The sequence below is a fragment of the Kitasatospora sp. NPDC022856 genome (assembly GCF_055561235.1).
In genome coordinates, this window is sequence record NZ_JBVHHE010000001.1 from 425,874 (window position 1) to 448,785 (window position 22,912).

General features: G+C 72.4%; 18 protein-coding genes. 10 read left to right on the plus strand and 8 right to left on the minus strand.

The features are described from left to right. Positions 1–162: 162 nt before the first annotated feature. Positions 163–1,509, minus strand: coding sequence for an HpcH/HpaI aldolase/citrate lyase family protein (locus tag ACZ34W_RS01930; protein WP_465600813.1), 1,347 nt, complete (start codon positions 1,507–1,509; stop codon positions 163–165). 518 nt (positions 1,510–2,027) lie between these two features. On the opposite strand from ACZ34W_RS01930, the gene ACZ34W_RS01935 reads away from it, so the two are divergent. Next, entirely contained in the window at positions 2,028–3,167 is a 1,140-nt protein-coding gene (locus ACZ34W_RS01935) for a TerD family protein (RefSeq protein ID WP_465600816.1), read from the plus strand. Between the two features lie 16 nt (positions 3,168–3,183). Here ACZ34W_RS01935 and ACZ34W_RS01940 read toward each other — a convergent pair whose 3' ends face one another. Further along, the gene (locus ACZ34W_RS01940) at positions 3,184–3,924 is read right to left on the minus strand and encodes a Tellurium resistance (RefSeq protein WP_329487470.1); all 741 of its coding nucleotides are present in this window, start codon (positions 3,922–3,924) and stop codon (positions 3,184–3,186) included. 408 nt (positions 3,925–4,332) lie between these two features. Between ACZ34W_RS01940 and ACZ34W_RS01945 the strand changes: the two genes are divergently transcribed. Next, entirely contained in the window at positions 4,333–5,472 is a 1,140-nt protein-coding gene (locus ACZ34W_RS01945) for a DUF2637 domain-containing protein (RefSeq protein ID WP_329487471.1), read from the plus strand. A 116-nt stretch (positions 5,473–5,588) separates the two neighbouring features. Here ACZ34W_RS01945 and ACZ34W_RS01950 read toward each other — a convergent pair whose 3' ends face one another. From ACZ34W_RS01950 to ACZ34W_RS01970, 5 genes are all read right to left on the minus strand, one after another. Further along, the gene (locus ACZ34W_RS01950; RefSeq protein WP_465600821.1) at positions 5,589–6,695 is read right to left on the minus strand and encodes a DUF475 domain-containing protein; all 1,107 of its coding nucleotides are present in this window, start codon (positions 6,693–6,695) and stop codon (positions 5,589–5,591) included. Positions 6,696–6,767: 72 nt separating this feature from the next. Beyond that, positions 6,768–7,343, minus strand: coding sequence for a TerD family protein (locus tag ACZ34W_RS01955; RefSeq protein WP_329487473.1), 576 nt, complete (start codon positions 7,341–7,343; stop codon positions 6,768–6,770). Positions 7,344–7,668: 325 nt separating this feature from the next. Further along, positions 7,669–8,244, minus strand: a complete 576-nt coding sequence (locus ACZ34W_RS01960) for a TerD family protein (RefSeq protein ID WP_329487474.1) — start codon at positions 8,242–8,244, stop codon at positions 7,669–7,671. Positions 8,245–8,480: 236 nt separating this feature from the next. Beyond that, on the minus strand, positions 8,481–8,939 hold the full coding sequence (locus ACZ34W_RS01965) for a peroxiredoxin (protein WP_329487475.1): 459 nt from the start codon (positions 8,937–8,939) through the stop codon (positions 8,481–8,483). A gap of 239 nt (positions 8,940–9,178) precedes the next feature. Next, a complete protein-coding gene (locus ACZ34W_RS01970) occupies positions 9,179–9,613 on the minus strand; it encodes a DUF3052 domain-containing protein (RefSeq protein WP_329487476.1) in 435 nt (144 codons plus the stop codon). A 516-nt stretch (positions 9,614–10,129) separates the two neighbouring features. Here ACZ34W_RS01970 and aceE point away from each other — a divergent pair. Together aceE and ACZ34W_RS01980 are read left to right on the plus strand one after the other, a co-directional pair. Beyond that, entirely contained in the window at positions 10,130–12,880 is a 2,751-nt protein-coding gene (gene aceE, locus ACZ34W_RS01975; RefSeq protein ID WP_359802907.1) for a pyruvate dehydrogenase (acetyl-transferring), homodimeric type, read from the plus strand. Between the two features lie 183 nt (positions 12,881–13,063). Continuing rightward, on the plus strand, positions 13,064–13,510 hold the full coding sequence (locus tag ACZ34W_RS01980) for a nitroreductase/quinone reductase family protein (protein ID WP_329487478.1): 447 nt from the start codon (positions 13,064–13,066) through the stop codon (positions 13,508–13,510). 81 nt (positions 13,511–13,591) lie between these two features. Here the strand turns inward: ACZ34W_RS01980 and ACZ34W_RS01985 are convergent, their stop codons facing one another. Beyond that, positions 13,592–15,196: an MFS transporter gene (locus tag ACZ34W_RS01985; RefSeq protein WP_329487479.1), complete on the minus strand. Its 1,605-nt coding sequence runs from the start codon at positions 15,194–15,196 to the stop codon at positions 13,592–13,594. A gap of 221 nt (positions 15,197–15,417) precedes the next feature. On the opposite strand from ACZ34W_RS01985, the gene ACZ34W_RS01990 reads away from it, so the two are divergent. From ACZ34W_RS01990 to ACZ34W_RS02015, 6 genes are all read left to right on the plus strand, one after another. Then, the gene (locus ACZ34W_RS01990; RefSeq protein WP_329487480.1) at positions 15,418–16,107 is read left to right on the plus strand and encodes a TetR family transcriptional regulator; all 690 of its coding nucleotides are present in this window, start codon (positions 15,418–15,420) and stop codon (positions 16,105–16,107) included. 110 nt (positions 16,108–16,217) lie between these two features. Continuing rightward, positions 16,218–17,519 (plus strand): sensor histidine kinase, encoded by a 1,302-nt coding sequence (locus ACZ34W_RS01995; protein WP_465600832.1) that lies wholly within the window; start codon positions 16,218–16,220, stop codon positions 17,517–17,519. Further along, a complete protein-coding gene (locus tag ACZ34W_RS02000; protein WP_352289714.1) occupies positions 17,516–18,190 on the plus strand; it encodes a response regulator transcription factor in 675 nt (224 codons plus the stop codon). The genes ACZ34W_RS01995 and ACZ34W_RS02000 overlap by 4 nt, the downstream gene beginning before the upstream one ends. A gap of 143 nt (positions 18,191–18,333) precedes the next feature. Then, positions 18,334–19,482, plus strand: a complete 1,149-nt coding sequence (locus ACZ34W_RS02005; RefSeq protein ID WP_465600836.1) for an alpha/beta hydrolase — start codon at positions 18,334–18,336, stop codon at positions 19,480–19,482. A gap of 28 nt (positions 19,483–19,510) precedes the next feature. Continuing rightward, positions 19,511–20,737, plus strand: coding sequence for an acyltransferase family protein (locus ACZ34W_RS02010; RefSeq protein WP_465600839.1), 1,227 nt, complete (start codon positions 19,511–19,513; stop codon positions 20,735–20,737). A 225-nt stretch (positions 20,738–20,962) separates the two neighbouring features. Then, positions 20,963–22,912 (plus strand): galactose oxidase-like domain-containing protein, encoded by a 1,950-nt coding sequence (locus tag ACZ34W_RS02015; protein WP_465600842.1) that lies wholly within the window; start codon positions 20,963–20,965, stop codon positions 22,910–22,912.

A 22,912-nucleotide genomic window follows, 5' to 3' on the forward strand; every position in this document is an offset into this window, starting at 1 on the left:
GCCTTCGATGGTGCGAGTCGTGCGGTCGGTACGAAGCGGTGCGAGTCGTGCGGTCGGTCCGAGAGGTACGGGAAACGCGAGAGGTACGAAAGGCACGAAAGGTACGAGCGGCCCGCGAGGTACGAGAAGCGCGAGAGACCCACGCGCCACGAGCCCCCGCGGTCAGCCGCAGAGGCAGGCCGAGAGCAGCTCCGCGAAGCTGACGTCCTCCCTCGCCACCCCGAACACCTCGGCGCGCAGCATCACCCGCTCGGCCCAGGCCCGGTGCGGCTTGGCCTCGTTCATCTTGTTGGTGTACGCCGAACGCAGCACCCCGCCGCCGCCTCGCTCCTGGTCCAGGATGTCCCGCGCGTCGCTGTACTCCTCATGGGTGACCACGGAGAGCGCGTGCACGGCGGGGACGTGGCTGGGGTGGATGCAGGTCTTGCCGAGCAGTCCGTTGGCCCGGTCGAGCTCGATCTCGCGGATCAGGCCGTCCAGGTCGTGGTCGATGATCCGCTGGCGCACGGCCACCCCGGAGGGCTCCGCCTCGGCGAACGGGGTGCGGCGCAGCTGCGGCTTGAACATCCGCTCCTGGACGGGGAAGTACTCCCAGACCGGACCGGTCACGGTGAACCCGGTGCCATCGGCCCGCCCGAGCACGTTGACCACGTCCCCGATCACCGACGCGACCAGCGCGACGTCGTACGCGGTCAGGTCGGGCGAGCGGCGCAGCCCGTACGCGGAGCAGAGGTCGGTGACTCCGAGCCGGACGGCGAGGACGCGCTCGCGGTACTTGTCGAGGAGCCGGGCGATGCCGAACAGCTGCTCGCGGCGGGTCTCCAGGTGGGCCAGTTCGGGGGACTCCAGGACGGGCATGGCGAACAGCCGGCGACCGGTGGCCGCCTCGGCGCCGGCGAGCGCCTCCAGGAACTCGCCGCCGCTCTCGTCGGTGAACTTCGGCAGGACGAAACCGGTGAGCAGCCCGATCGCCGGGCCGAGCCGGCCGGCCAGGTCGGTGATCTGGGAGGCTGCTCGGACCCTGATGAAGAGGAGGGGCAGATCCTGTGTGCGAGCCGTGGAGGTTTCGGCGGCCTCGACCGGCTCGGACGTCACTCCCCGCACCTTCCCGAGCCACCCGCCGGGCATCTCCGGGCGCACCTCGCCGCGCGCCCGCAGGTCGTCGCGGACCGCCGCCTCCCCGGCCGCGCCGGGTGCCCCGCCCCGCGACGGAAGCCCGCCGTGCGGCCCCTCGAAGAGCTCGCCGAGCTGCACCACCAGGTTGGCCTCGGCCGCGGTCACTTCGTGGTCGGCGATCGCGTCCTCCAGGCAGAGCACCATCGAGACCACGCCTCGACCCGCCTGCTTGCGGATGTCCTCACCCAGCGTGGGCCGGGTGGCGGGGCTGTAGAGGGTCGCGCCCAGCGCGGTGGCGAGGACGGCCGCATCGCTCTCCGCCGAGAAGGCCCCGGGCTGTTCGAGGAAGAGCCGGCCGCGTACGTCGTCGGCGAGGTGGCCGAAATGGCGCATGGTGCTCTCCTCAGGGGTTGCGGCCGCCGGTCCCGGCGGGGTTCGTGCTCAGGGGCGTGCGGGGTTCGTGCTCAGGGGCGTGCGGGGTTCGTGCTCAGGGGCGTGCGGGGTTCGTGCTCGGGGAGGTGCGGGCGGTGCTCGGGGGTGCGGAAGGGGGCCGGGAGGGGGTGCGGAGGCGGCTCGGGGGGTGCCGCGATCAGGTGGGGAGTCGGGCTGCGGGAGATCGGAGTGCGGGCCGTCGGGCACCGTTGCGGGGTGCGGGGCGTCACGATGGTTAACCGGTCCACCGGGCCCGGTGGTTCCCGGGCGCGCGCTGCTGATCCCCCTCGCCGAACCCCCCGGGGGCCCTCTGGCCGCCTATCGTACGGACGACTTCCGGTCGAATGCGATTCGGAAACATCGAATTCTCGGAAGATTACCCTCCGCTTCACAAACCGCAAGCATTGGCAAAGTCCGATGGCCGCGCCCCCTCCGGTCACGTTGTCCGAAGGGGTGGCGAACAGGCAGGATGGTCCGCTATGACGCACGTGATGGCCAAGGGCGCCAACATCGCACTGCCGGTGGCGGCGGTCCGCGCCGTGCTGCGCTGGAGCGCCACGCCCGGTGCGCCGGACGTGGACGCCTCCGCGCTGCTCCTCGGCGCCGAGGGCAGGGTTCGTTCGGATGCCGACTTCGTCTTCTACAACCAGCCGAGGCACCCGTCGGGCCTGGTGCGCCACCTGCCCAAGCAGCAGACCGCCGCCGGCGCCGAGATCGCCGACACCGTGGAGGCGGAGCTCGCCAAGCTGCCGCCCGAGGTGGACCGGGTGGTGCTGGCCGGCTCCTCCGAGGGCGGATCGTTCCGCTCCGTGACCGGGCTGCGCCTGCTGCTCTTCGACGCCGGCGCCGGCGAGGGCGCCGCCGCGCTCGCCGAGTTCGCGATGCCCGAGAACGACGACGTCACCGCGCTGGTCGCGGGCGAGCTCTACCGCCGGGCCGGGTCGTGGAAGTTCCGGGCCGTCGGCCAGGGCTACGCGTCCGGGCTGATCGGCCTGGCCACCGACTTCGGGATCACCGTCGAGGACGGCGCGGCGGACGCCCGCGGCGCCGGTCCGGCCGACCCGCGCGCCGCCGTGCCGGACCCGCGCCCCGTCGCCCGCCCCGAGCCGGGCACGTACACCCTGGCGCCCGCCGTCCCGCTCGGCGCCGCGCAGGCCGCCGCCCCGCAGCCGCCCGCGTCGGCCCCGGCCGTACCCGCCCGCACTCCCCCGCCGCCGCAGGCGCCGCCCGCGATGCCGACGACCGCGCCGACCGTCCCGCCCGCGCCCCCGGCCCGGCAACCGGGGTACGGGTACCCGCAGCCCGGCCCCCAGCAGGGCGGCTACGGCTATCCCCAGCAGGCCCCGCGCCCCGGGTACGGCTACCCGCAGCCGGCCCACCAGGCACCGCAGCAGCCCTACCCGCAGCAGCAGGGTACCTACGGGTACCCGCCGCAGCCCGCACCGCAGCAGCAGGGCGGCTACGGCTACCCCCAGTCGGCCACCGCGCCGCCGTCCCAGCACCCCGCGCCGCCGTCCCAGCAGCAGGCCCAGCAGCCCGCGCCGCCGGCCCCGCAGCCCCCGGCCGCCCCCGAGGAGTTCGCGCTGCCGCCGCAGGGCCCGCAGTTCCAGCCCCGCTGACCGCCGCGCGGGGCCGCTACTCCGGCCCGGACGGGCCCTTGTACCCGCGCTGCCACTGCATCCCGAAGCCGTACAGCCGGTCGATGTCCGCCTGGAAACCGTTGACGTAGCGCACCTCGCGGCGCACCGTCAGCTGGTTGTCCCCGGAGTTCTCGATCAGCACCACCGCGCAGGAACGGGCGGCCGGGGCGCGTTCCTCCAGCTTGATCTCGATCCGCGGACCGGTCTGCGGCACGATCGTCACCACCGCGTTGGCCTGCTCGAACGCGGGTGTGCCGTCGTAGATGTAGACGAAGATGAGCAGCCGCTTGAACTGGTCCTTCTTCTCCAGGTTCACGTACATCGTCTCGCCGGACGGCGCCCCGTACTGGTCGTCGCCGCTGAGCTTGACGAAGGGCGCGCGCTGGAGGTCCCCGAAGTAGCCGCCGAGCGGTTGCACCACGCCCCGGCTGCCGTCGGACAGTTCGTACATGCAGGCCAGGTCGAGGTCGACGTTGAGCTGGGCGCCCTGCTGCGTGTCCGGCTCCACCGGGCTGAGGATGCGCGGGCTGAACCAGCGCTTGAGCGCGTCCCGGCCGGAGGAGCGCGGCGCTCCTATCCGGGTGGTCCAGTGCAGGTTGACGTAGAGGTAGCCGGTGGTGGCCGCGGCCCCGGTGATCGCGTGCTGCGGCGTCGACTTGGTGAGTGTGATCTTGTGCTGCCCGCCCGGGTCCAGGGTGTTCCGCTCCCCGCGCAGGTACTCCCAAATCGAGGCCATCCCAGTCCTCCCCCAGGGCCGCCGGTCGGTCCGGCGGTCCGTCGCCCAATGATCCGGCATCAGCCCGCCCGCCGGGTACCCGAACTGCTTACCCAGCCACGTGAACCGGACACCGACGGTGCACCGGCGGGACACCGGCCGACCACCGGCCGACCACCCGCCGACCACCCGACGGCGGCCGGGAGCCGACGGCGGGTCGGCTGGCGGGACGAAGGTCCCCTCCCGTAACATGCCGCCCCTTCGGACGCGATATCGTCTAGCCGCACAGGTGTCCCGACCGCCCCTGCCCGGGCGCGGTGGGCGCCCGGCGGCAAGGACGTACCGTCAGGCCCTGTCCCGGCGACGGGATCTGATCGTCTGTGTCGCACTGTGACCTGTCCCCTGCGGAAACCCGAGGCCCGACCCGCAATGAACCTGACCTCCATACAGCTGGTCTGGACCGTCATCGGCGGCGCAGCCCTGCTGTTCACCGCCATCCTGGTGGCGACGCTGCGCTTCAAGAACACGACCAAGAACGAGGACTCGGGTGACTCCTGGGAGCGCACCGAGGAGCGCCGCCGGCGCAAGGAGATGATCTACGGAATCTCCTCCTACGTCCTGCTGTTCTGCTGCGCCGGAGTCGCCGCCGCGCTCTCGTTCCACGGCCTGGTGGGCTTCGGCAAGGAGAACCTGGGCCTGTCCAACGGCTGGGAGTACCTCGTCCCGTTCGGCCTGGACGGCGCCGCGATGTTCTGCTCCGTGCTCGCCGTGCGCGAGGCCAGCCACGGTGACGCGGCGCTCGGTTCGCGCCTGCTGGTCTGGGTGTTCGCGATCGCCTCGGCCTGGTTCAACTGGGTGCACGCCCCGCGCGGCGTGTCCCACGACGGCGCCCCGCAGTTCTTCTCCGGCATGTCCATCTCGGCCGCGATCCTGTTCGACCGGGCGCTGAAGCAGACCCGCAAGGCCGCGCTGCGCGAGCAGGGCCTCGTCCCGCGCCCGCTGCCGCAGATCCGGATCGTCCGCTGGCTGCGCGCCCCCCGCGAGACCTACGCCGCCTGGTCGCTGATGCTGCTGGAGAACGTCCGCAGCCTGGACGAGGCGGTCGAGGAGGTCCGCGAGGAGCGCCAGACGAAGGAGGCGGCCAAGCTGCGTGCCCGCAGCGCCGACCGCCGCGAGCGCGCCGAGCTCAAGGCCATCTCCCGCCAGAGCGGGATGCTGGCCCGGGCCCGCGGCGGCCGTCAGGTGCCCGCGCTCACCGCTGCCGGAGACGGCCCGAACGCTTCGGAGCCTGCCCTAGCCGCTGACGCCGACGCCACCTCCCAGACCGGCCGCTCCGTCCTGGAGCCCGCTTCGCTGAGCGCCCTGGAGGCCGGCCGCCGCCCGCGGGCCGCCGTCGGGTCCTCCTCGACCGACCCGTTCGGCGACTCGTCCTACCTCGGCAGCGGCTCCTCGTCGTCCTCCTACCGCAGCTCGACCATCGACCTGACGGCCGACGACGACACCCTGTCGATGCCCAAGCTGGACTCGCTGGAGCGCAAGCTGCGCGCCATCGAGCAGCAGCTCGGCTGACCCTCCCGCAGCGGGGACAACCGAACCGAGCACCGCGCACGCAGAACGGCCGCCCCTCACCGGAGGGGGCGGCCGTTCTCGTCGGGCCCCGGGGCGACGGCCCCGGGTGCGGAGCGCTACTTGCCGGCGCTCGCCAGTTCGTGGTCGTCCCCGCCGCCGCCCGCGGCGGCCTCCTTGCGGTTGCGCAGGATCGACGAGCCGAGGGCGAGGCCGATGAAGGCGACACCGATCAGGCCGGTGACGATCTCCGGGATGTGGTACTCGATGCCGACCAGCAGGATCACCGAGAGCGCGCCGATCGCGTAGTGCGCGCCGTGCTCCAGGTAGACGTAGTCGTCGAGGGTGCCCTGACGGACCAGGTAGACGGTCAGCGAGCGGATGTACATCGCGCCGATGCCGAGGCCCAGGGTGATCTGGAAGATGTCGCTGGAGATCGCGAACGCGCCGACCACGCCGTCGAAGGAGAACGACGCGTCCAGCACCTCCAGGTACATGAAGAGGAAGAACGCGGCCTTGCCGCCCACCTGGACGATGGACTTCCCGGACTTGCCGGACTTCTCCTCCTCCTCGGCCTCCTCCTCCAGGCCCGCCTCGAAGATCGAGGAGAGCCCGTTGACGGAGAGGTAGGTGACCAGGCCGAGCACTCCGGCGAGCAGCACCGTCTCGGCGTGCTCCCCGGCGAAGAAGTTGGACGCCAGCAGCAGCGTGACCAGCGCGACGACCGTCGAGAAGGCCTCCAGCTTGCCGACCTTCTCCAGCGGACGCTCGATCCAGGCCAGCCAGTTGTAGTCCTTCTCCTCGAAGATGAAGTCGAGGAAGATCATCAGCAGGAAGACGCCACCGAACGCCGCGATGGCCGGGTTGGCGGCCTCCAGGTACTGGGCGTAGGTGGAACCCTCGTAGGTCTTGTCGGAGTTGAGCGCGAGGTCGATGACGGTCGCGGGGCTGAGGTGCGCGGTGAGGCCGACGACCAGCAGCGGGAAGATCAGCCGCATACCGAAGACGGCGATCAGCACGCCGACGGTGAGGAAGATCTTCTGCCAGTACGGGTTCATCCGCTTCAGCACCGTGGCGTTGACCACCGCGTTGTCGAACGACAGGGAGATCTCCAGGATGGAGAGGATCAGCACGATGCCGAATCCTTCAGCTCCCCAGAGCAGGCCGGCTGCGATCAGCCCGATGACGGTGATCGCGAATGACCAGCCGAAGGTGCGGAGGAACACGGGACTTGGTTACCTTTCGAGTTCATGGCGCCGAGGACGTCGACCGCGTCGGACGCGGGTCTCGGGCCGCCGTTACTGTACGTTCACGCCGAAATCGAGGGCAATGCCGCGCAGACCCGAGGCGTACCCCTGGCCCACCGCGCGGAACTTCCACTCGCCCGCGTAGCGGTACAGCTCGCCGAAGATCATCGCGGTCTCGCTGGAGGCGTCCTCGGTCAGGTCGTACCGCGCGATCTCCTGCCCGTCCAGGGAGTTGACCACCCGGATGTAGGCGTTGCGCACCTGACCGAAGTTCTGCAGGCGCGACTCGGCGTCGTAGATCGACACCGGGAAGGCCACCTTGTCCACCTGCGGGGGGACGAGGTCCAGGTTGACCAGCACGACCTCGTCGTCGCCGTCGCCGTCGCCGGTGAGGTTGTCACCGGTGTGCTCGACCGAGCCCTCGGGGCTCTTCAGGTTGTTGTAGAAGACGAAGTACTCGTCACCGAGCACCCGGCCTCCCGAGCAGAGCAGCGCGCTCGCATCGAGGTCGAACGGCGCACCGGTGGTCGAGCGGGCGTCCCAGCCGAGGCCGATCTGGACCTGCGTCAGATTCGGCGCGGCCTTGGTGAGCGAGACGTTTCCACCCTTGGCGAGCGTGACACTCATGGCTGTCCTTCCTCCCTTTTCCTCCCGGGGCGCATCTCAAGGTCTATTCCCCCGTGGCCCCGCCCGGCCTCCTTCGGCCGGCTGAACTTCCTGAACTCCTATCCTTCCAGTGCGCCGGACCGGCTCGAAGCCGGGGCGCACGAACCGGTGACCCCGGCCGGGCCCCACCCGCCGCCCGCCCCGGGCGCCACCAAGCCGCACAGCGCGAACCCGAGCGACACGGCCCCGGACAGCACGAAGCCGGGGCGACCGCCGACGCCCTCGCGTCCGCGGCCGGCCCCGGCCCGGTGGTACTCCGTCAGGCCCGGCGGGCCCGCCGCCCGGCTCAGACGTTGACGCCGAAGTCCTGGGCGATGCCGCGCAGGCCGGAGGCGTACCCCTGGCCGATGGCGCGGAACTTCCACTCGGCGCCGTTGCGGTACAGCTCGCCGAAGACCATCGCGGTCTCGGTCGAGGCGTCCTCGGAGAGGTCGTACCGGGCCAGCTCCTTGTTGTCGGCCTGGTTCACCACGCGGATGAACGCGTTGCGGACCTGGCCGAAGTTCTGGGTCCGGTTCTCGGCGTCGTAGATCGACACCGGGAAGACGATCTTCTGCACATCGGCCGGCACGGTCGCCAGGTCGACCTTGATGGCCTCGTCGTCGCCCTCGCCGGCACCGGTCAGGTTGTCGCCGGTGTGCTCGACCGAGCCCTCGGGGCTCTTCAGGTTGTTGAAGAAGACGAAGTTGCCGTCCTTGTCGACCTTGCCCTGGTCGTTGCAGAGCAGGGCGCTGGCGTCCAGGTCGAAGTCCGTGCCGGTGGTGGTACGGACGTCCCAGCCAAGGCCGATGACCACGGCGGTCAGGCCGGGGGCTTCCTTGGTGAGCGAGACATTGCCGCCCTTGCTCAGGCTGACACCCACTTGTCCTCCAAGATTCGGGAGGCACGCGCTGGTGCCCCCGTGGTGCGGTCGGAGGTGCGGCGACGATTGCGCCGAGCCTCTGACCAGCCAACGGACCGATCGTAGTGCCGGGTTCCCGTCCTGGGCGGAGAACGGGCCCGGCGTGGCTGTTCGAATCCGCGCGGGGGCCCGCCCCGCGGTCCGTCCGCAGCCCGCCGGGCCCGTCGGGCGCCCCCGGGAAGGGGCGCGCGGGGGCCTCAGAGCGCGCCGAGGACCTTCAGGTACTCCTGCTCGTCACGGGCGTCCGGCAGGTCGTTGACGACGCTCCAGCGGACCACGCCGGCCTTGTCGATCACGAAGGTGCCGCGCACCGCACAGCCCTTCTCCTCGTTGAAGACGCCGTAGGCGCGGGAGACCTCGCCGTGCGGCCAGAAGTCGGAGAGCAGCGGGTACTCCAGGCCCTCCTGCTCGGCGAAGACGCGCTGGGTGAACGGCGAGTCGTTGGAGACGCCGAGCACCTGGACCTCGTCGTTCTGCAGGCGCGGCAGCTCCTTCTGGATCGCGCAGACCTCGCCGGTGCAGACGCCGGTGAAGGAGAACGGGTAGAAGACCAGGACGACGTTCTTCTCGCCCCGGAAGTCGGAGAGCCTGACCAGCTCGCCGTGCTGGTTCTTCAGCTCGAAGTCCGGAGCCTCGGTGCCGACCTCGATGGCCATGGTGGGACCTTTCTGACGCGACAGGGCCGCGCGGCGGGCGCGGCGAGCGCCATCCTTGCATTCGTCGACCCCGATTCGGCCGAACGGGTGAGGCGGCCGGCGCTCGGGGCGCCTGCTTTCGCCCTCGGCGAACGCGACCCCGGCAGGGGATCCAGCCCGGAACGCGAAACGGCCGGGCCCCGCTGGAGGAAGCTCCAACGGGGCCCGGCTCTGGATCGCGGCTCAGGCGCGAGGGGCGCTCAGCGCTTGCCCGCCTTGGCGGCCTTGGTCGCCAACCGGGTGGCGGCCCAGTCCTTGGCGATGGCGATCGAGCTGGTCTGCGAGAGGCCGGCGGTCCGGGCCGCGTCGGCGATGTCGGACGCCTCGATGTGGCCGTCCCGGCCGGTCTTGGGCGTCAGAAGCCAGATCAGGCCGCCCTCGGCCAGGTATTCCAGGGCGTCGACGAGGGAGTCGGTGAGATCTCCGTCGTCGTCGCGGTGCCACAGCAGGACGGCGTCGGCGACGTCGTCGTAGTCCTCGTCGACGAGATCTGTCCCGGTGATCTCCTCGATGCCCTCGCGGAGTTCCTGGTCACTGTCTTCGTCGTACCCCAGCTCCTGGATGATCTGGTCCTTCTCGAATCCGAGACGGTGGGCCGGGTTGGACTTGTCCGCGGGGTCCGCGGTCGCGCTCACGGGAATAACCTCCAGTATTCGGCTCGGCATCCATGCCGAGGCTGTGGCCGTAGTCCACACGGGCGCGGCGGTTCGCGCAAGTACCCGACCCCCGATCCCCTCCAAAGGTTGACGTGTCGCAGGGGGACACGCCGGTCGACGTGTCGTGAATCACACCGATTTGCCCTTCTCTGCATGGGACAAGGATGCTTCGGGTGACCCCGGTCCACAGGCCGTACGCGTGCCCGAGATGCGAACGGCATTCGGGTCCGCGCGTGCGCGGGCGTAGAGTCTCCTGTTGGCCCTCACCCCGACCGCCCGCCATCGGACGATCGGGCAACCAGGTCGGACCACCTCTGTTCGTAACACCCGGTGGTGCGGGGCGCAGGCAATAGCGCCTGCTCCGCGCGCCGCCAGACCGCTCCGCCTACCGGGCGCAGCGGTTACCGATCGGTAGAGATGACGGATCTCCGAGCGCGGTAGCACGATGGAGGCGGCGCGACACACCTCAGTTTCGACCGACAGTGAAGGAACAGCGTGGCTTCCGGATCCGATCGCAACCCGATCATCATTGGCGGCCTTCCGAGTCAGGTCCCGGACTTCGATCCCGAGGAGACCGCGGAATGGCTGGAGTCGCTTGACGCGGCCATCGACGAGCGGGGGCGCGAGCGTGCCCGCTACCTGATGCTCCGCTTGATCGAGCGCGCCCGCGAGAAGCGTGTCGCCGTGCCCGAGATGCGCAGCACGGACTACATCAACACCATCGCCACCAAGGACGAGCCGTTCTTCCCCGGCAACGAGGAGATCGAGCGCAAGGTCCTCAACGCGACCCGCTGGAATGCGGCCGTCATGGTCTCCCGGGCGCAGCGTCCGGGCATCGGCGTCGGCGGCCACATCGCCACCTTCGCCTCCTCCGCGTCGCTCTACGACGTGGGCTTCAACTACTTCTTCCGCGGCAAGGACGCCGAGGGCGAGTCCGGCGACCAGATCTTCTTCCAGGGTCACGCCTCCCCCGGCATCTACGCCCGCGCCTTCCTCCTGGACCGACTGTCCGAGCAGCAGCTCGACGCCTTCCGCCAGGAGAAGTCGAAGGCGCCGTACGGCCTCTCCAGCTACCCCCACCCGCGGCTGATGCCGGACTTCTGGGAGTTCCCGACCGTCTCGATGGGCCTCGGCCCGCTCGGCGCGATCTACCAGGCCCGGATGAACCGCTACCTGGAGCACCGGGGCATCAAGGACACCTCCGCCTCGCACGTGTACGCCTTCCTCGGCGACGGCGAGATGGACGAGCCGGAGTCGCTGGGCCAGCTGTCGCTCGCCGCGCGTGAGGGCCTGGACAACCTGACCTTCGTGGTCAACTGCAACCTGCAGCGCCTGGACGGCCCGGTCCGCGGCAACGGCAAGATCATCCAGGAGCTGGAGTCCCAGTTCCGGGGCGCCGGCTGGAACGTCATCAAGCTGGTCTGGGACCGCAGCTGGGACCCGCTGCTCGCACAGGACCGCGACGGCGTCCTGGTGAACAAGCTGAACACCACGGTCGACGGCCAGTTCCAGACGTACGCCACCGAGACCGGCGCGTACATCCGCGAGAACTTCTTCGGCGGCGACCTGCGGCTGCGCAAGATGGTCGAGAGCATGACCGACCAGCAGATCCAGCATCTGGGTCGCGGCGGCCACGACCACGCCAAGGTCTACGCGGCGTTCAAGGCGGCCCGCGAGCACACGGGCCAGCCGACGGTCATCCTGGCCCAGACGGTCAAGGGCTGGACGCTCGGCCCCAACTTCGAGGGCCGCAACGCGACGCACCAGATGAAGAAGCTGACGGTCGAGGACCTGAAGCGCTTCCGCGACCGCCTGCACATCCCGATCACGGACAAGCAGCTGGAGGAGGGCTACCCGCCCTACTATCACCCGGGCCGTGACTCGGAGGAGATCCAGTACATGCACGACCGCCGCAAGGAGCTGGGCGGCTACGTGCCGACCCGCAAGGTGCGGCCGCGTCAGCTGGAGCTGCCGGGCGACGACGCGTACAAGGCGGTCAAGAAGGGTTCGGGCAACCAGACCATCGCCACCACGATGGCGTTCGTCCGGGTGCTCAAGGACCTGATGCGGGACAAGGGCATCGGCAACCGCTTCGTGCCGATCGCGCCCGACGAGTACCGCACCTTCGGCATGGACTCGCTGTTCCCGTCGGCGAAGATCTACAACCCGCTGGGCCAGACCTACGAGTCGGTCGACCGCGAGCTGCTGCTGGCGTACAAGGAGTCCCCGACCGGCCAGATGCTGCACGACGGCATCTCCGAGGCGGGCTGCACGGCCTCGCTGATCGCCGCGGGCTCCTCCTACGCCACCCACGGCGAGCCGCTGATCCCGGTCTACGTCTTCTACTCGATGTTCGGGTTCCAGCGCACCGGTGACCAGTTCTGGCAGATGGCCGACCAGCTGGCCCGCGGCTTCGTGATCGGTGCCACCGCCGGCCGGACCACGCTGACCGGCGAGGGCCTGCAGCACGCGGACGGCCACTCGCACCTGCTGGCCTCGACCAACCCGGGCGTCGTCGCGTACGACCCCGCGTACGGCTTCGAGATCGCGCACATCGTCCAGGACGGCCTGCGGCGGATGTACGGCTCGTCGGCGGAGTTCCCGCACGGCGAGGACGTCTTCTACTACATGACCGTCTACAACGAGCCGATCAAGATGCCGGCCGAGCCGGAGAACGTCGACGTCGAGGGCATCCTCAAGGGTCTGCACCGGTACGCCCCGGCGACCGCCGGCCAGATCCCGGCCCAGATCCTCGCCTCCGGCGTGGCGGTGCCGTGGGCCCTGGAGGCCCAGCGCGTCCTCGCCGAGGAGTGGAACGTCAAGGCCGACGTCTGGTCCGCGACCTCCTGGAACGAGCTGCGCCGCGACGCGGTGGAGGCCGAGGAGTTCAACCTCCTGCACCCGGAGGAGCAGCAGCGCGTCCCCTACGTGACGCAGAAGCTGCAGGGCGCCGAGGGCCCGTTCGTCGCCGTCTCCGACTGGATGCGCGCGGTGCCGGACCAGATCTCGCGCTGGGTGCCGGGGCAGTACCAGTCGCTGGGTGCCGACGGCTTCGGCTTCGCCGACACCCGTGGCGCGGCCCGTCGCTTCTTCCACATCGACGCGCAGTCGGTCGTCCTGGGCGTGCTCACCGAGCTCGCCAAGCAGGGCAAGATCGACCGCAGCGCCCTGAAGGACGCGATCGACCGCTACCAGCTGCTGGACGTGGCCGCGGCCGACCCGGGTGCCGCCGGCGGCGACGCCTGAGCGCTCGGTGAGCCGGTGAACCGGTGAACCCAGGGGCCGGACCTCCTCCGTGGAGGTCCGGCCCTTCGCCGTTCCCGCCGCCGGATCCCCGGTATGACCTCCGTCACATCCCCTTGAACCTCACACAGGTGTGAGCTCCTAGGGTCGTTCCCAGACGAACCGGACCACCCCAGGAGGTCTCCCATGAACGCCGTCCACCCCGAGCCCGCCGCCGGCGGCAACGCGTACAACCGCGGTGTGATCACCGAGTTCCGGGCCTCGGCCGGCACGGTCGGCGGCTCCTTCGCGGGCACCCCGCTGCTGCTGCTCACCACCTGGGGCCGACGCAGCGGCGAGCCGCGCACCACCCCGCTGGTCCATCTGACGGAGGGCGGCCGACCCGTCGTCTTCGCCTCGAACGGCGGCGCCCCGGCCGATCCGGACTGGTACCGCAACCTGGCCGCCCGCCCCGAGGTCACCGTCGAGCTCGGCGCCGAGCGCTACCCGGCGCTGGCCGTCCCGGTGACCGGCGGCGAGCGGTACGAGGCCCTCTGGGCGGCCCAGATCGCCGCCCAGCCGGCGTTCGCCGCCTACCGGGCGCGGGCCGGGCGCGTGGTGCCGCTGGTGGAGCTTCGCCGCGCGGCGGGCTGACCCGGAAGGCCGGCGCGCGAAGCCGGTGGCCCCGGACTCCCTCGGGAGTCCGGGGCCACCGGCTTCGCGGTGCGCGGGCGGTCAGATGTGGACGGCCGGGCCGGCCTCGCCCTTGCCCCGGCGGGCGAGCAGCCCGAGCAGGGCGGCGGCGAAGGCCACCACGGACGCCACCGCGAAGGCGAGCGACATCCCGCTGAGGAAGGACTGGTGGACGGCGCCGGCCATCGCGTCGACCACCTCGGCCGGGGTCCCCTCCGGGGCGGGCGGGGCGAAGCCGAGCTGGGCCGCCTGCTTGAGGCCCTCGGCCTCGGCGCCCTGGACCGGCGGCAGGCCGGCCTCGGCCCACTTCCCGGGCAGCACGTCGCCGACCTTGGCGGCCATCAGGGCGCCCAGCGCCGCGGTGCCGAGGCTGCCGCCGACCTGCATCGCGGCCTGCTGGAGGCCTCCGGCCACGCCGGAGAGCTCCATCGGCGCGTTGCCGACGATCACCTCGGTGGCGCCGACCATGACCGGGCTCATGCCCAGGCCCATCAGGACGAACCAGAGCGACATCACCCCGGCGCCGGAGCCCTCGTCCAGGGTGGACATCCCGAACATCGCCACGGTGGTGATCAGCATGCCGGCCACGATCGGGACCCGCGGGCCGAGCCGGCCGATGGCCAGCCCCGCCACCGGCGAGCCGATGATCATCATGCCGGTCATCGGCAGCAGGTGGACGCCGGCCTCGACCGGCGCCATCCCGTGGACGTTCTGCAGGTAGAAGGTCACGAAGAAGATCGCGCCGAAGAACGAGAAGGCCATCAGCACCATCAGCAGCGTGGCGGCCGACAGCGGGACGGAGCGGAACAGGCTGAGCGGGATCAGCGGCTCGCGGGCGACCCGCTGCCAGAGCGCGAAGGCCGTCATCAGGACCAGCGCGCCGCCCAGGAAGAGCAGGGTGCTGGTGTCGCCCCAGCCCCACTCGGGCGCCTTGATGATGCCGAAGACCAGCGCGAACATCGCCAGCGAGAGCAGCACGATGCCGGGGACGTCGAAGGATTTGGCCGCCTTCTCGGCCCGGACGTCCCGCAGGATCCAGATGCCGAGGGCCAGCGTGAGCAGGCCGACCGGGATGTTGATGAAGAACACCGACTGCCAGCTGACGTGCTCGACCAGCAGACCGCCGACGATCGGACCGGCCGCCGAGGACGCGCCGATCACCCCGCCCCAGATGCCGATCGCCATGTTGAGCTTCTCGACCGGGAAGGCCCCGCGCAGCAGGCCGAGCGCGGCCGGCTGGAGCAGCGCGCCGAACAGGCCCTGCAGGACGCGGCAGGCGATCACCGTCTCGATGTTGCCCGCGAAGGCGATCGCGGCCGAGGTGGCGGCGAAGCCGGCCGCGCCGACCAGGAAGGTCCGCTTGTGGCCGAAGCGGTCGCCGATCTTGCCGGCGGTGATCAGGAAGACCGCGAGGGCGAGCAGGTAACCGCTGGTCACCCACTGGATCTCGGACGGCGCGGCCTTGAGGTCGGCCTGGATGACGGGGTTCGCGATCGCGACGATCGTGCCGTCCAGCGCGACCATCATCACGCCGACGGCGACGGTCAGCAGGGTCAGCCAGGGATGTCCCTTCAGGCCGCCCCCGGAGGACGAGTCGGGCTGCGGCGGGTCGTCCGCCTTGGTGCTCTTGACGACGGACTGGCTCATCTGGGGCCCTCCGGGGGCATGGCAGCGAACAGACGTGGTCGTGGCGCCCCGGGCCCACCCGTCCCCACGAGTTACCCGGCCTGGGGGCGCCACGCTCCGGAGATTATGTCAGCAACTGACATTTGGCAAACTCTGCCTTGTTACGGGGACTGACATTTGTCAGACCGCTACAGTTGTGCACCAGTACCCCCCTCCGCCTCGCCGTCCGGAAGGCCCCCGCCATGGCCGCTCAGCGCTCGCCCCTCGCCACCGCCCCGGCCCTCCGGCCGGCCGAGGGCGCCGGTCCCGGCCTGCGCGAGCGCAAGAAGCAGCGCACCCGGGACGCCCTGATCGAGGCCGCCCACCGGCTCTTCCTCAGCCAGGGGTTCGCCGGCACGACGGTGGACGAGATCGCCGCCGCCGTCGACGTCTCGCAGCGCACCTTCTTCCGCTACTTCGCCAACAAGGACGAGGTCGCCCTCGCCGTCATGGCCGACGCCGAGGACTACTTCATCGACCGGCTGCGGGCCCGCCCCGCCGAGGAGAACCCGCTGCAGGCACTGCGGGCCGCGATCGTCGAGTCCTGGCACGACCTCGGCTCCCGGCACCGGACCGGCCCGGGCTCGGTGACCAGCGCGCTGGAACTGATGCAGATGATCGAGGACACCCCCACACTGCTCGCCGCCCACCTGCGCCGGGTCACCGAGCAGGAGCGGGTGGTGGTCCAGGTGCTGGCCGCCCGCGAGGGCCTCGACCCGGCCGAGGACCTGCGCCCCACCGTGATGGCCGCGGTCTTCGGCAGCGTGCTGCGCGCGGCCCACCTGTCCTGGAGCGCCGACCACGAGGCGTCCGGCCTGGAGGGCATGATCGCGCTGATCACCCGTCACTTCGACCAGCTCGGCCCCGCCCTGGCCGGCGACTGGCGGCACTAGCACCCCGTCCGGGAGCGGCCCCGGCGGCCACCGGGTCATACCGGAGTACTACGGCGGAGGCCGGTCCCCGGTCCGACGCCCGTCGGCACGGGCCGCCCTAGGCTGACGGGATGATCGATCCGCCCACCGGGCCGGCCCGGGGCGGCCTGCTCCCCGGTCTGCTCGCCCCGCTCGCCCGCCCGTCCACCGACCACACCCCGCTGCTGGCCCACGCCGCCGCCCGCTGGGCCCGCTGGCTGCCGTACGTCCTCGCGCTGGCCGCGATCAGCTCCCTGCTGCCCAGCGCGACCAACGTCCTGGCCACCGACTACGGCCTCAACGTCGGCCTCGCGGCGGCCCTCTCGATCGCCCAGACCGTGCCGCTGCTGCTCGCCGTGAGCCGCCCGCTGCCCGCCTGGTGGATGATCGGCGCCGCCGACCTGCTGACCTCCCTGCTGATCCTCACCACCGGCCGGGACACCTCCTCCTCCTGGCCGTGGCCGGCCCCCGGCGTGGTCGGCTACCTGCTGCTGATGCTGCCGCTCGCGCTGCGCGAACGGCGCCGCACCCTGCTCTCCGTCTGGCTGGCCACCACCGCCACGAGCCTCGCGCTGTCGCTGCTCGGCATCGGCGCGGACGTCGGCAGCGACAACAGCCTGCTCGCGGTGGCCCTGACCGGGGCCGTCCTGGTCCTGGGCGGCGCCCTTCGGGAACGGGCCGAGGCCCAGCGGCTGCTCGCCGAGCAGGAGCACATCAGCGAGGCCGAGCGCGAGCGCCGCACCCTGCTGGAGGAGCGCGCCCGGATCGCCCGCGAGCTGCACGACGTGGTCGCCCACCACATGTCGGTGATCGCCGTCCAGGCCGCCAGCGCCCCGTACCGGATCGCCGGCGTGCCGCCCGAGGCGGCCGAGGAGTTCGGCGCCATCGCCGGCACCGCCCGCGACTCGCTGTCCGAGATGCGGCGGCTGCTCGGGGTGCTGCGCAGCGAGGAGTCCGGCACCGAGAAGGCGCCCCAGCCCGGGATCGCGCAACTGGCCCAGCTGGTCGAGACGGTCGGCCGGGCCGGGGTGCCGGCCGAGCTGGCGGTGCTCCCGGAGCTGGTCGACGCCCTGCCGCAGGCCGTCGACCTCTCCGTCTACCGGATCGTCCAGGAGGCGCTGGCCAACGTCGTCCGGCACGCGCCCGGCGCCGAGGCCTGGGTGTCGCTGGCCGTCGACGGCCCGGCCCTGCTGGTCACCGTGGTGAACGGGGCCCCGCCCGCGCGCGCCGAGTCGCTGGAGGCCGCCGCCGAGGGCACCGGTCACGGGCTGGTCGGCATGCGGGAACGGGTGCGGCTGCTGGATGGGAAGCTGGACACCGGCCCGCTGCCCGACGGCGGCTTCAAGGTGGCCGCCGTCCTGCCGATCGACACCCCCCGGGAGCCCTCCGCATGACCATCCGCGTGATCATCGTCGACGACCAGGCGATGGTGCGGGCGGGCTTCGCCGCCCTGCTCGGCGTCCAGAGCGACATCGACGTGGTGGGCGACGCGGCGGACGGCGCGCAGGCCCTGGAGGTCTGCGGCCGCACCCACCCCGACGTCGTGCTGATGGACGTCCGGATGCCCGTGATGGACGGCCTGGAGGCGGCCCGCCGGCTGCTCGACCCGGCCGTCCCCGGGGCCCACCGGCCGAAGGTGCTGATGCTGACCACCTTCGACGTGGACGACTACGTGTACGAGGCGCTGCGGGCCGGGGCCAGCGGCTTCCTGCTCAAGGACGCGCCCCCCGCCGACCTGATCGCCGCGGTGCGGGTGGTGGCGGCCGGCGACGCGCTGCTCGCCCCCTCGGTCACCCGCCGGCTGATCGAGGACTTCGCCCGGACCAGGCCGGCCCGGCGCCGCGACCCCAAGCTGCGGCTGAACGGCCTGACCCCCCGGGAGACCGAGGTGCTGGAGCTGATCGCCCGCGGCCTGTCCAACCAGGAGATCGCCGCCGGCCTGGTGCTCGCCGAACAGACCGTCAAGACCCACATCGGCCGGATCCTCGCCAAGCTCGACCTGCGCGACCGCGCCCAGGCGGTGGTCCTGGCCTACGAGTCCGGCCTGGTGACGCCGGGTCAGTGAGCGGCCCGGCCGCGGCCGGTCCCGTTCCCCTCCTGCTACCCGGGTAGTACCCGGGAGTTGGCCCCGCGGAGTGACGTCCGCGGGGCCGCCGCGTTTCTACCTTCCTCTCCGTCGACACCCGACGGACAAGGGAGAACACGCACATGCGGCAGCCTCGCACCGAGCACCGACCCCGGCCCCGGCGCTTCGCCCGCACGGTCGCCGCCGCCGCGGTCGCCCTGGCCGCCGTACTGGGCGCCGGGGGCTGGGCCTGCGACACCCAGCACCCGGTCACCGGCCCACCGCCCGGCACCGCCGGCTGGGTCGCCGACACCACCCTCGGCCTCCGGCTGCCCGACCCGGCCACCGCCTCCCCCGCCGCGGTGGCCGCCTTCCTCGCCGAACTGCCGACCGCCCGTCAGGACGCGCTGGCCGTCCGCCACCCGCTGGTGGTCGGCAACCTCGACGGCGCCCCCGTCGGCCTCCGCTACCGGGCCAACGCCCTGGCCCTGGCCGAGGAGCGCGGCCGCGAACTCGCCCGCGCCGCCGACCCGGCGCTCACCCCGCAGGACCGCACCACCGCCCGCGAACGCGCCGAGCGCTACCGCACCCTGCTGGACGGCGACCGGCGGATCCTCGCCTTCGACCCGCGCGGACGCGGCCAGGTCGCCGAAGTCCTCGGCGACCTGGCCACCGCACTCCGGACGGCCGTCGTCGTGCCCGGCTCGGACATCGACCTGCGGAGCTTCGACCGGCCCACCGACCCGTACGGCACCCCGGCCGGGATGGCCCGCGCCCTGTACGAGGCCACCGGCCGGCAGACCGCCGTGATCGCCTGGGCCGGCTACACCACTCCGGTCGGCCTCGGCCCGGACGCCGCCACCGAGACCCTCGCCCGGGCCGGCGCCCGGCGGCTCACCCGGCTGCTGGACGGGCTCGCCGTCACCACCCGGCCGGCCGCGCCCGCCACGGTGTTCTGCCACAGCTACGGCTCGGTGGTCTGCGGCCTGGCCCGCCCCGGGCCGGAGCAGGCCGCCGCCCTGGTGGTGCTCGGCTCCCCCGGCATGGGCGTCGGCTCGGCCGCCGACCTCGACCCCCGGGTGCCGCTCTGGGCCACCCGGCGCAACGGCTCCGACTGGATCGGCGACGTGCCCAACGTCTCGCTCCTCGGCCTCGGCCACGGCGCCGATCCGACCGGTCCCGCGTTCGGCGCCCGCCCGCTGCCCGCCACCGGATCCCACGGCCACACCGGCTACTTCACCCCGGGCACCGCCTCGCTCGCCGCCTACGCCGCCCTCGCGCTCGGCCGCTGAGCCCCACCACCTCCCGAGGAGCAACGCCATGCCCCACCCGCTGACCGCCCTGCGCCGCGCCGCGCACCAGGTCGACACCCGCACCCCCGAGACCCGCGACCGCGCCCTGGACGGGCTGCGCGCCCTCGCCCTGCTCGCCGTCCCCGTCGGCCACTGGCTGCTCGGCGGCTTCACCCTCTCCGCCGACGGCGCCCTGCACAACGCCAGCCCGCTCGGCTCGCTCGGCTTCCTCGCCCCGGCCAGCTGGGTGCTCCAGATGCTCGGGGTGTTCTTCCTGGTCGGTGGCCACTCCTCGGTCCGCTCGCTGGAGCGGGCCCGCGCCCGCGGGGTCGGCCACGCCGGCTGGCTGCGGGCCCGCTCGGTGCGGCTGCTGCGCCCGGTCCTCGGGGTGGCGGCCGTCTGGGCGCTGCTGATCCCGGTGCTGGGCCGGCTCGGCGTCCCCGGCGACACCGTCCGGACCGGCTCGGTGCTGGTGGTGCAGCCGCTCTGGTACATCGGCGTCTACCTGGGGCTGACCGCGCTGACCCCGCTCTGCGTAACCGCCGCCCGGCGGCTGCGCGGCTGGTCGGCGGGCGTCCTGGCGGCCGTGGTCGCGGTGGTCGACCTGCTGCGCTACGGCCCGTGGGCGGACGCGGTGCCGTCCTGGGTCGGGCTGCTGAACATCCTGCCGGGCTGGCTCTTCGGCTATCAGCTGGGCGTGCTCTGGGCCCACGGGCGGCTCGGCCGTCCGGCCGCGCGCCTGCTGCTGCTCGGCGGCGCCGCGCTGTTCACCGCGCTGCTGCTGGTCTTCCACTACCCCGCCAGCATGGTCGGCGTGCCCGGCGCCGGGCGGACCAACTCGCACCCGCCGTCCCTGCTGGTCCTGGCGCTGGCGGCGGTGCAGATCGGCGCCGCGGTGCTGCTGCGCGAGCGGCTCGGCCGGCTGCTGCGCCGCCCGCTGCTCTGGCTGCCGGTGGTGGCGGTCAACCTCTCGGCGATGACGATCTTCTGCTGGCACCAGAGCGCGATGCTGGCCGTCGCGGTACCGGGCGCGGCCGTCCTCGGCACCGTGCCCGGCCTGACCGGCGCCCCGGACTCGCTGGCCTGGGCGGCCGCCCGGGTGGCGCTGCTACCGCTGTTCGGCGCCGTCCTGGTCGCGATCGGGTGGTTCACCCGCCGCTTCGACGGCCCCTGGACGGCGTTCTCCCGCCCCTGGAAGACGGTGGCCGGCGCCGCCGCGGCGCTGTTCGCCGCGTACGCGCTGGGCGTGGTGTGAGCCGGTCGGCGCAGCCGGGGAACTGACGGGGCGTGAGCCGCACACGGGGGCCCACGCCCCGTCCGCCGGCGACACGCACCCGGCCGGGGGGATGGATCCGCATGCGAACCGACACGCACTGTGATGTCCTGTGACGGTCGGCGACGATCGGTCGTCCCCGCCCGCCCACGGCCGGGCCGTCCGCACCCGCCGGCTTCTCCCCCACACCCCCTTCCGAGGAGTCCCATGTCCCTGTCCCGACCACGGCCGAGATCCGGCCGCCGGCTCGCCTCCGTCGCCACCGCCGTCGTCTGCGCGCTGACCACCGGCACCGTCCTGACCGCCGCCACCCCCGCCGTCGCCCTGGTCCTCGCCCACGGCGGCGGCCACGACGAGGCCGCGGTCCCGGCCGACACCGCCCCGCACATCACCGCGCCCCGGGTGCTGGCCGAGATGCGCGACGACGAGGTCGCCGCGCTCGGCCCGGAGCACGCCGAGGAGCACGCCCGGATGCGCGCGGCCGTCCGCGGCGTCGGCGACTACCCGCAGACCACCCGGACCAACCGGCTGAAGGCGCTGACGGACTCCCAGACCGCCGCCAACGCCGGCTTCGACCCGGCGACCTTCGGCGCGTTCAAGGCGTACTTCCCCTCCCCCGACTTCGGCGACCACATCGCCCTGCTGCCGACCGGCAAGGTGCTGCTGTTCTCCTTCGAACGGATCGAGACCAACCCGGAGAAGGAGCCGGCCCCCACCCAGACCATCGGCCGGGAGAACGCCGGCCGGGCCTTCCTCTGGGACCCGGCCAAGGGCACCGGCACCGCCGCCTTCAAGCAGGTCACGCCGCCGGTCGTCGACATGCCGGACGGCCTCGGCCAGGAGCGCCCGGCGCCGTTCTTCTGCGCCGGGCACTCCTACCTGCCCAACGGCATGCTGGGCGTCTTCGGCGGCAACCTGGGCGGCAACGGCGGCACCGGCGCCAAGCTCTCGCTGATCTTCGACCCGTGGACCGAGACCTGGACCCGCAACCCCGACATGTCGGTCGGCCGCTGGTACCCCTCGGTGGTCACCGGCGCCGACGGCCGGCAGCTGATCATGTCCGGCCAGTCCGAGCTCGGCTGGGGCACCCCGACCCCGGTCGTCGAGCGCTTCCCCGCCAAGGGCCACCCGGTGCCGCACCTGAAGACCGAGACGCCGAGGAACACCCCGGTGGACCGGTTCAAGGCGGACGCGCCGTTCACCCTGGACTACCCGCACCTGTTCTCGCTCAACGACGGCAACATCTACGGCTTCGGCCGCCAGGCCGCCGAGCAGTGGAAGTTCGACCCGGTCAACGAGACCCGCAGCGACCTGACCGCCCGCCCGGACGGCCGCAAGCGCAACTACGGCTCGGCCGTCATGCTGCCCGGCGGCGTCAACGGCCCGGACTCCGCGCTCGTCCTCGGCGGGGACCGCGACAACCCGAGCACCCTGCGCTTCTCCAACGGCAGTTGGACCGCCGAGAAGTCCCGCGCCTTCGGCCGCACCCAGGACGACACCGTCCTGCTGCCCGACGGCAAGCTGATGACCGTCAACGGCGCCTACGACATCCGGGACTACGGCAACGGCCCCTACAACCCGAACGCCGACCTCAAGTACCGCCAGGTCGAACTCCGCGACGACCAGGGCAACTGGAAGCTCGGCCCGGTCCAGCGGCTGCCGCGCGGCTACCACTCCAACGCCGTCGTGCTGCCCGACGGACGGGTCATGGTGACCGGCGACGAGCTGCAGCAGATCGCCAACAACCCGGACATCGACGGCACGGTGAGCGGCATCCCCGGCACGACCGGACCCGTCACCATGAACGGCACCATCGAGATCTACGAGCCCGCCTACCTGCACCAGGCCGACCGCCCCTCGCTCGACCGGGGGCCCACCTCCCCGGTCGGCTACGACAAGAAGTTCCTGGTCACCACCTCGACCCCGGAACGGGCCGCCAAGGCCGTCCTGTTGGCGCCGACCACCGCCACCCACTCGGTCAACACCAGCCAGCGCCAGATCGAACTGCGGCTCAGCAGCCGGGCCGGCAACCGGCTGGAGTTCCAGGCGCCGCCGGACGCCAAGGCCGCGCCCCCCGGCTGGTACATGCTCTTCCTGCTCAACGACAAGGGCGTGCCCAGCGTCGCGCAGTGGGTGCAGCTCGGCTCCCCGGCCTGA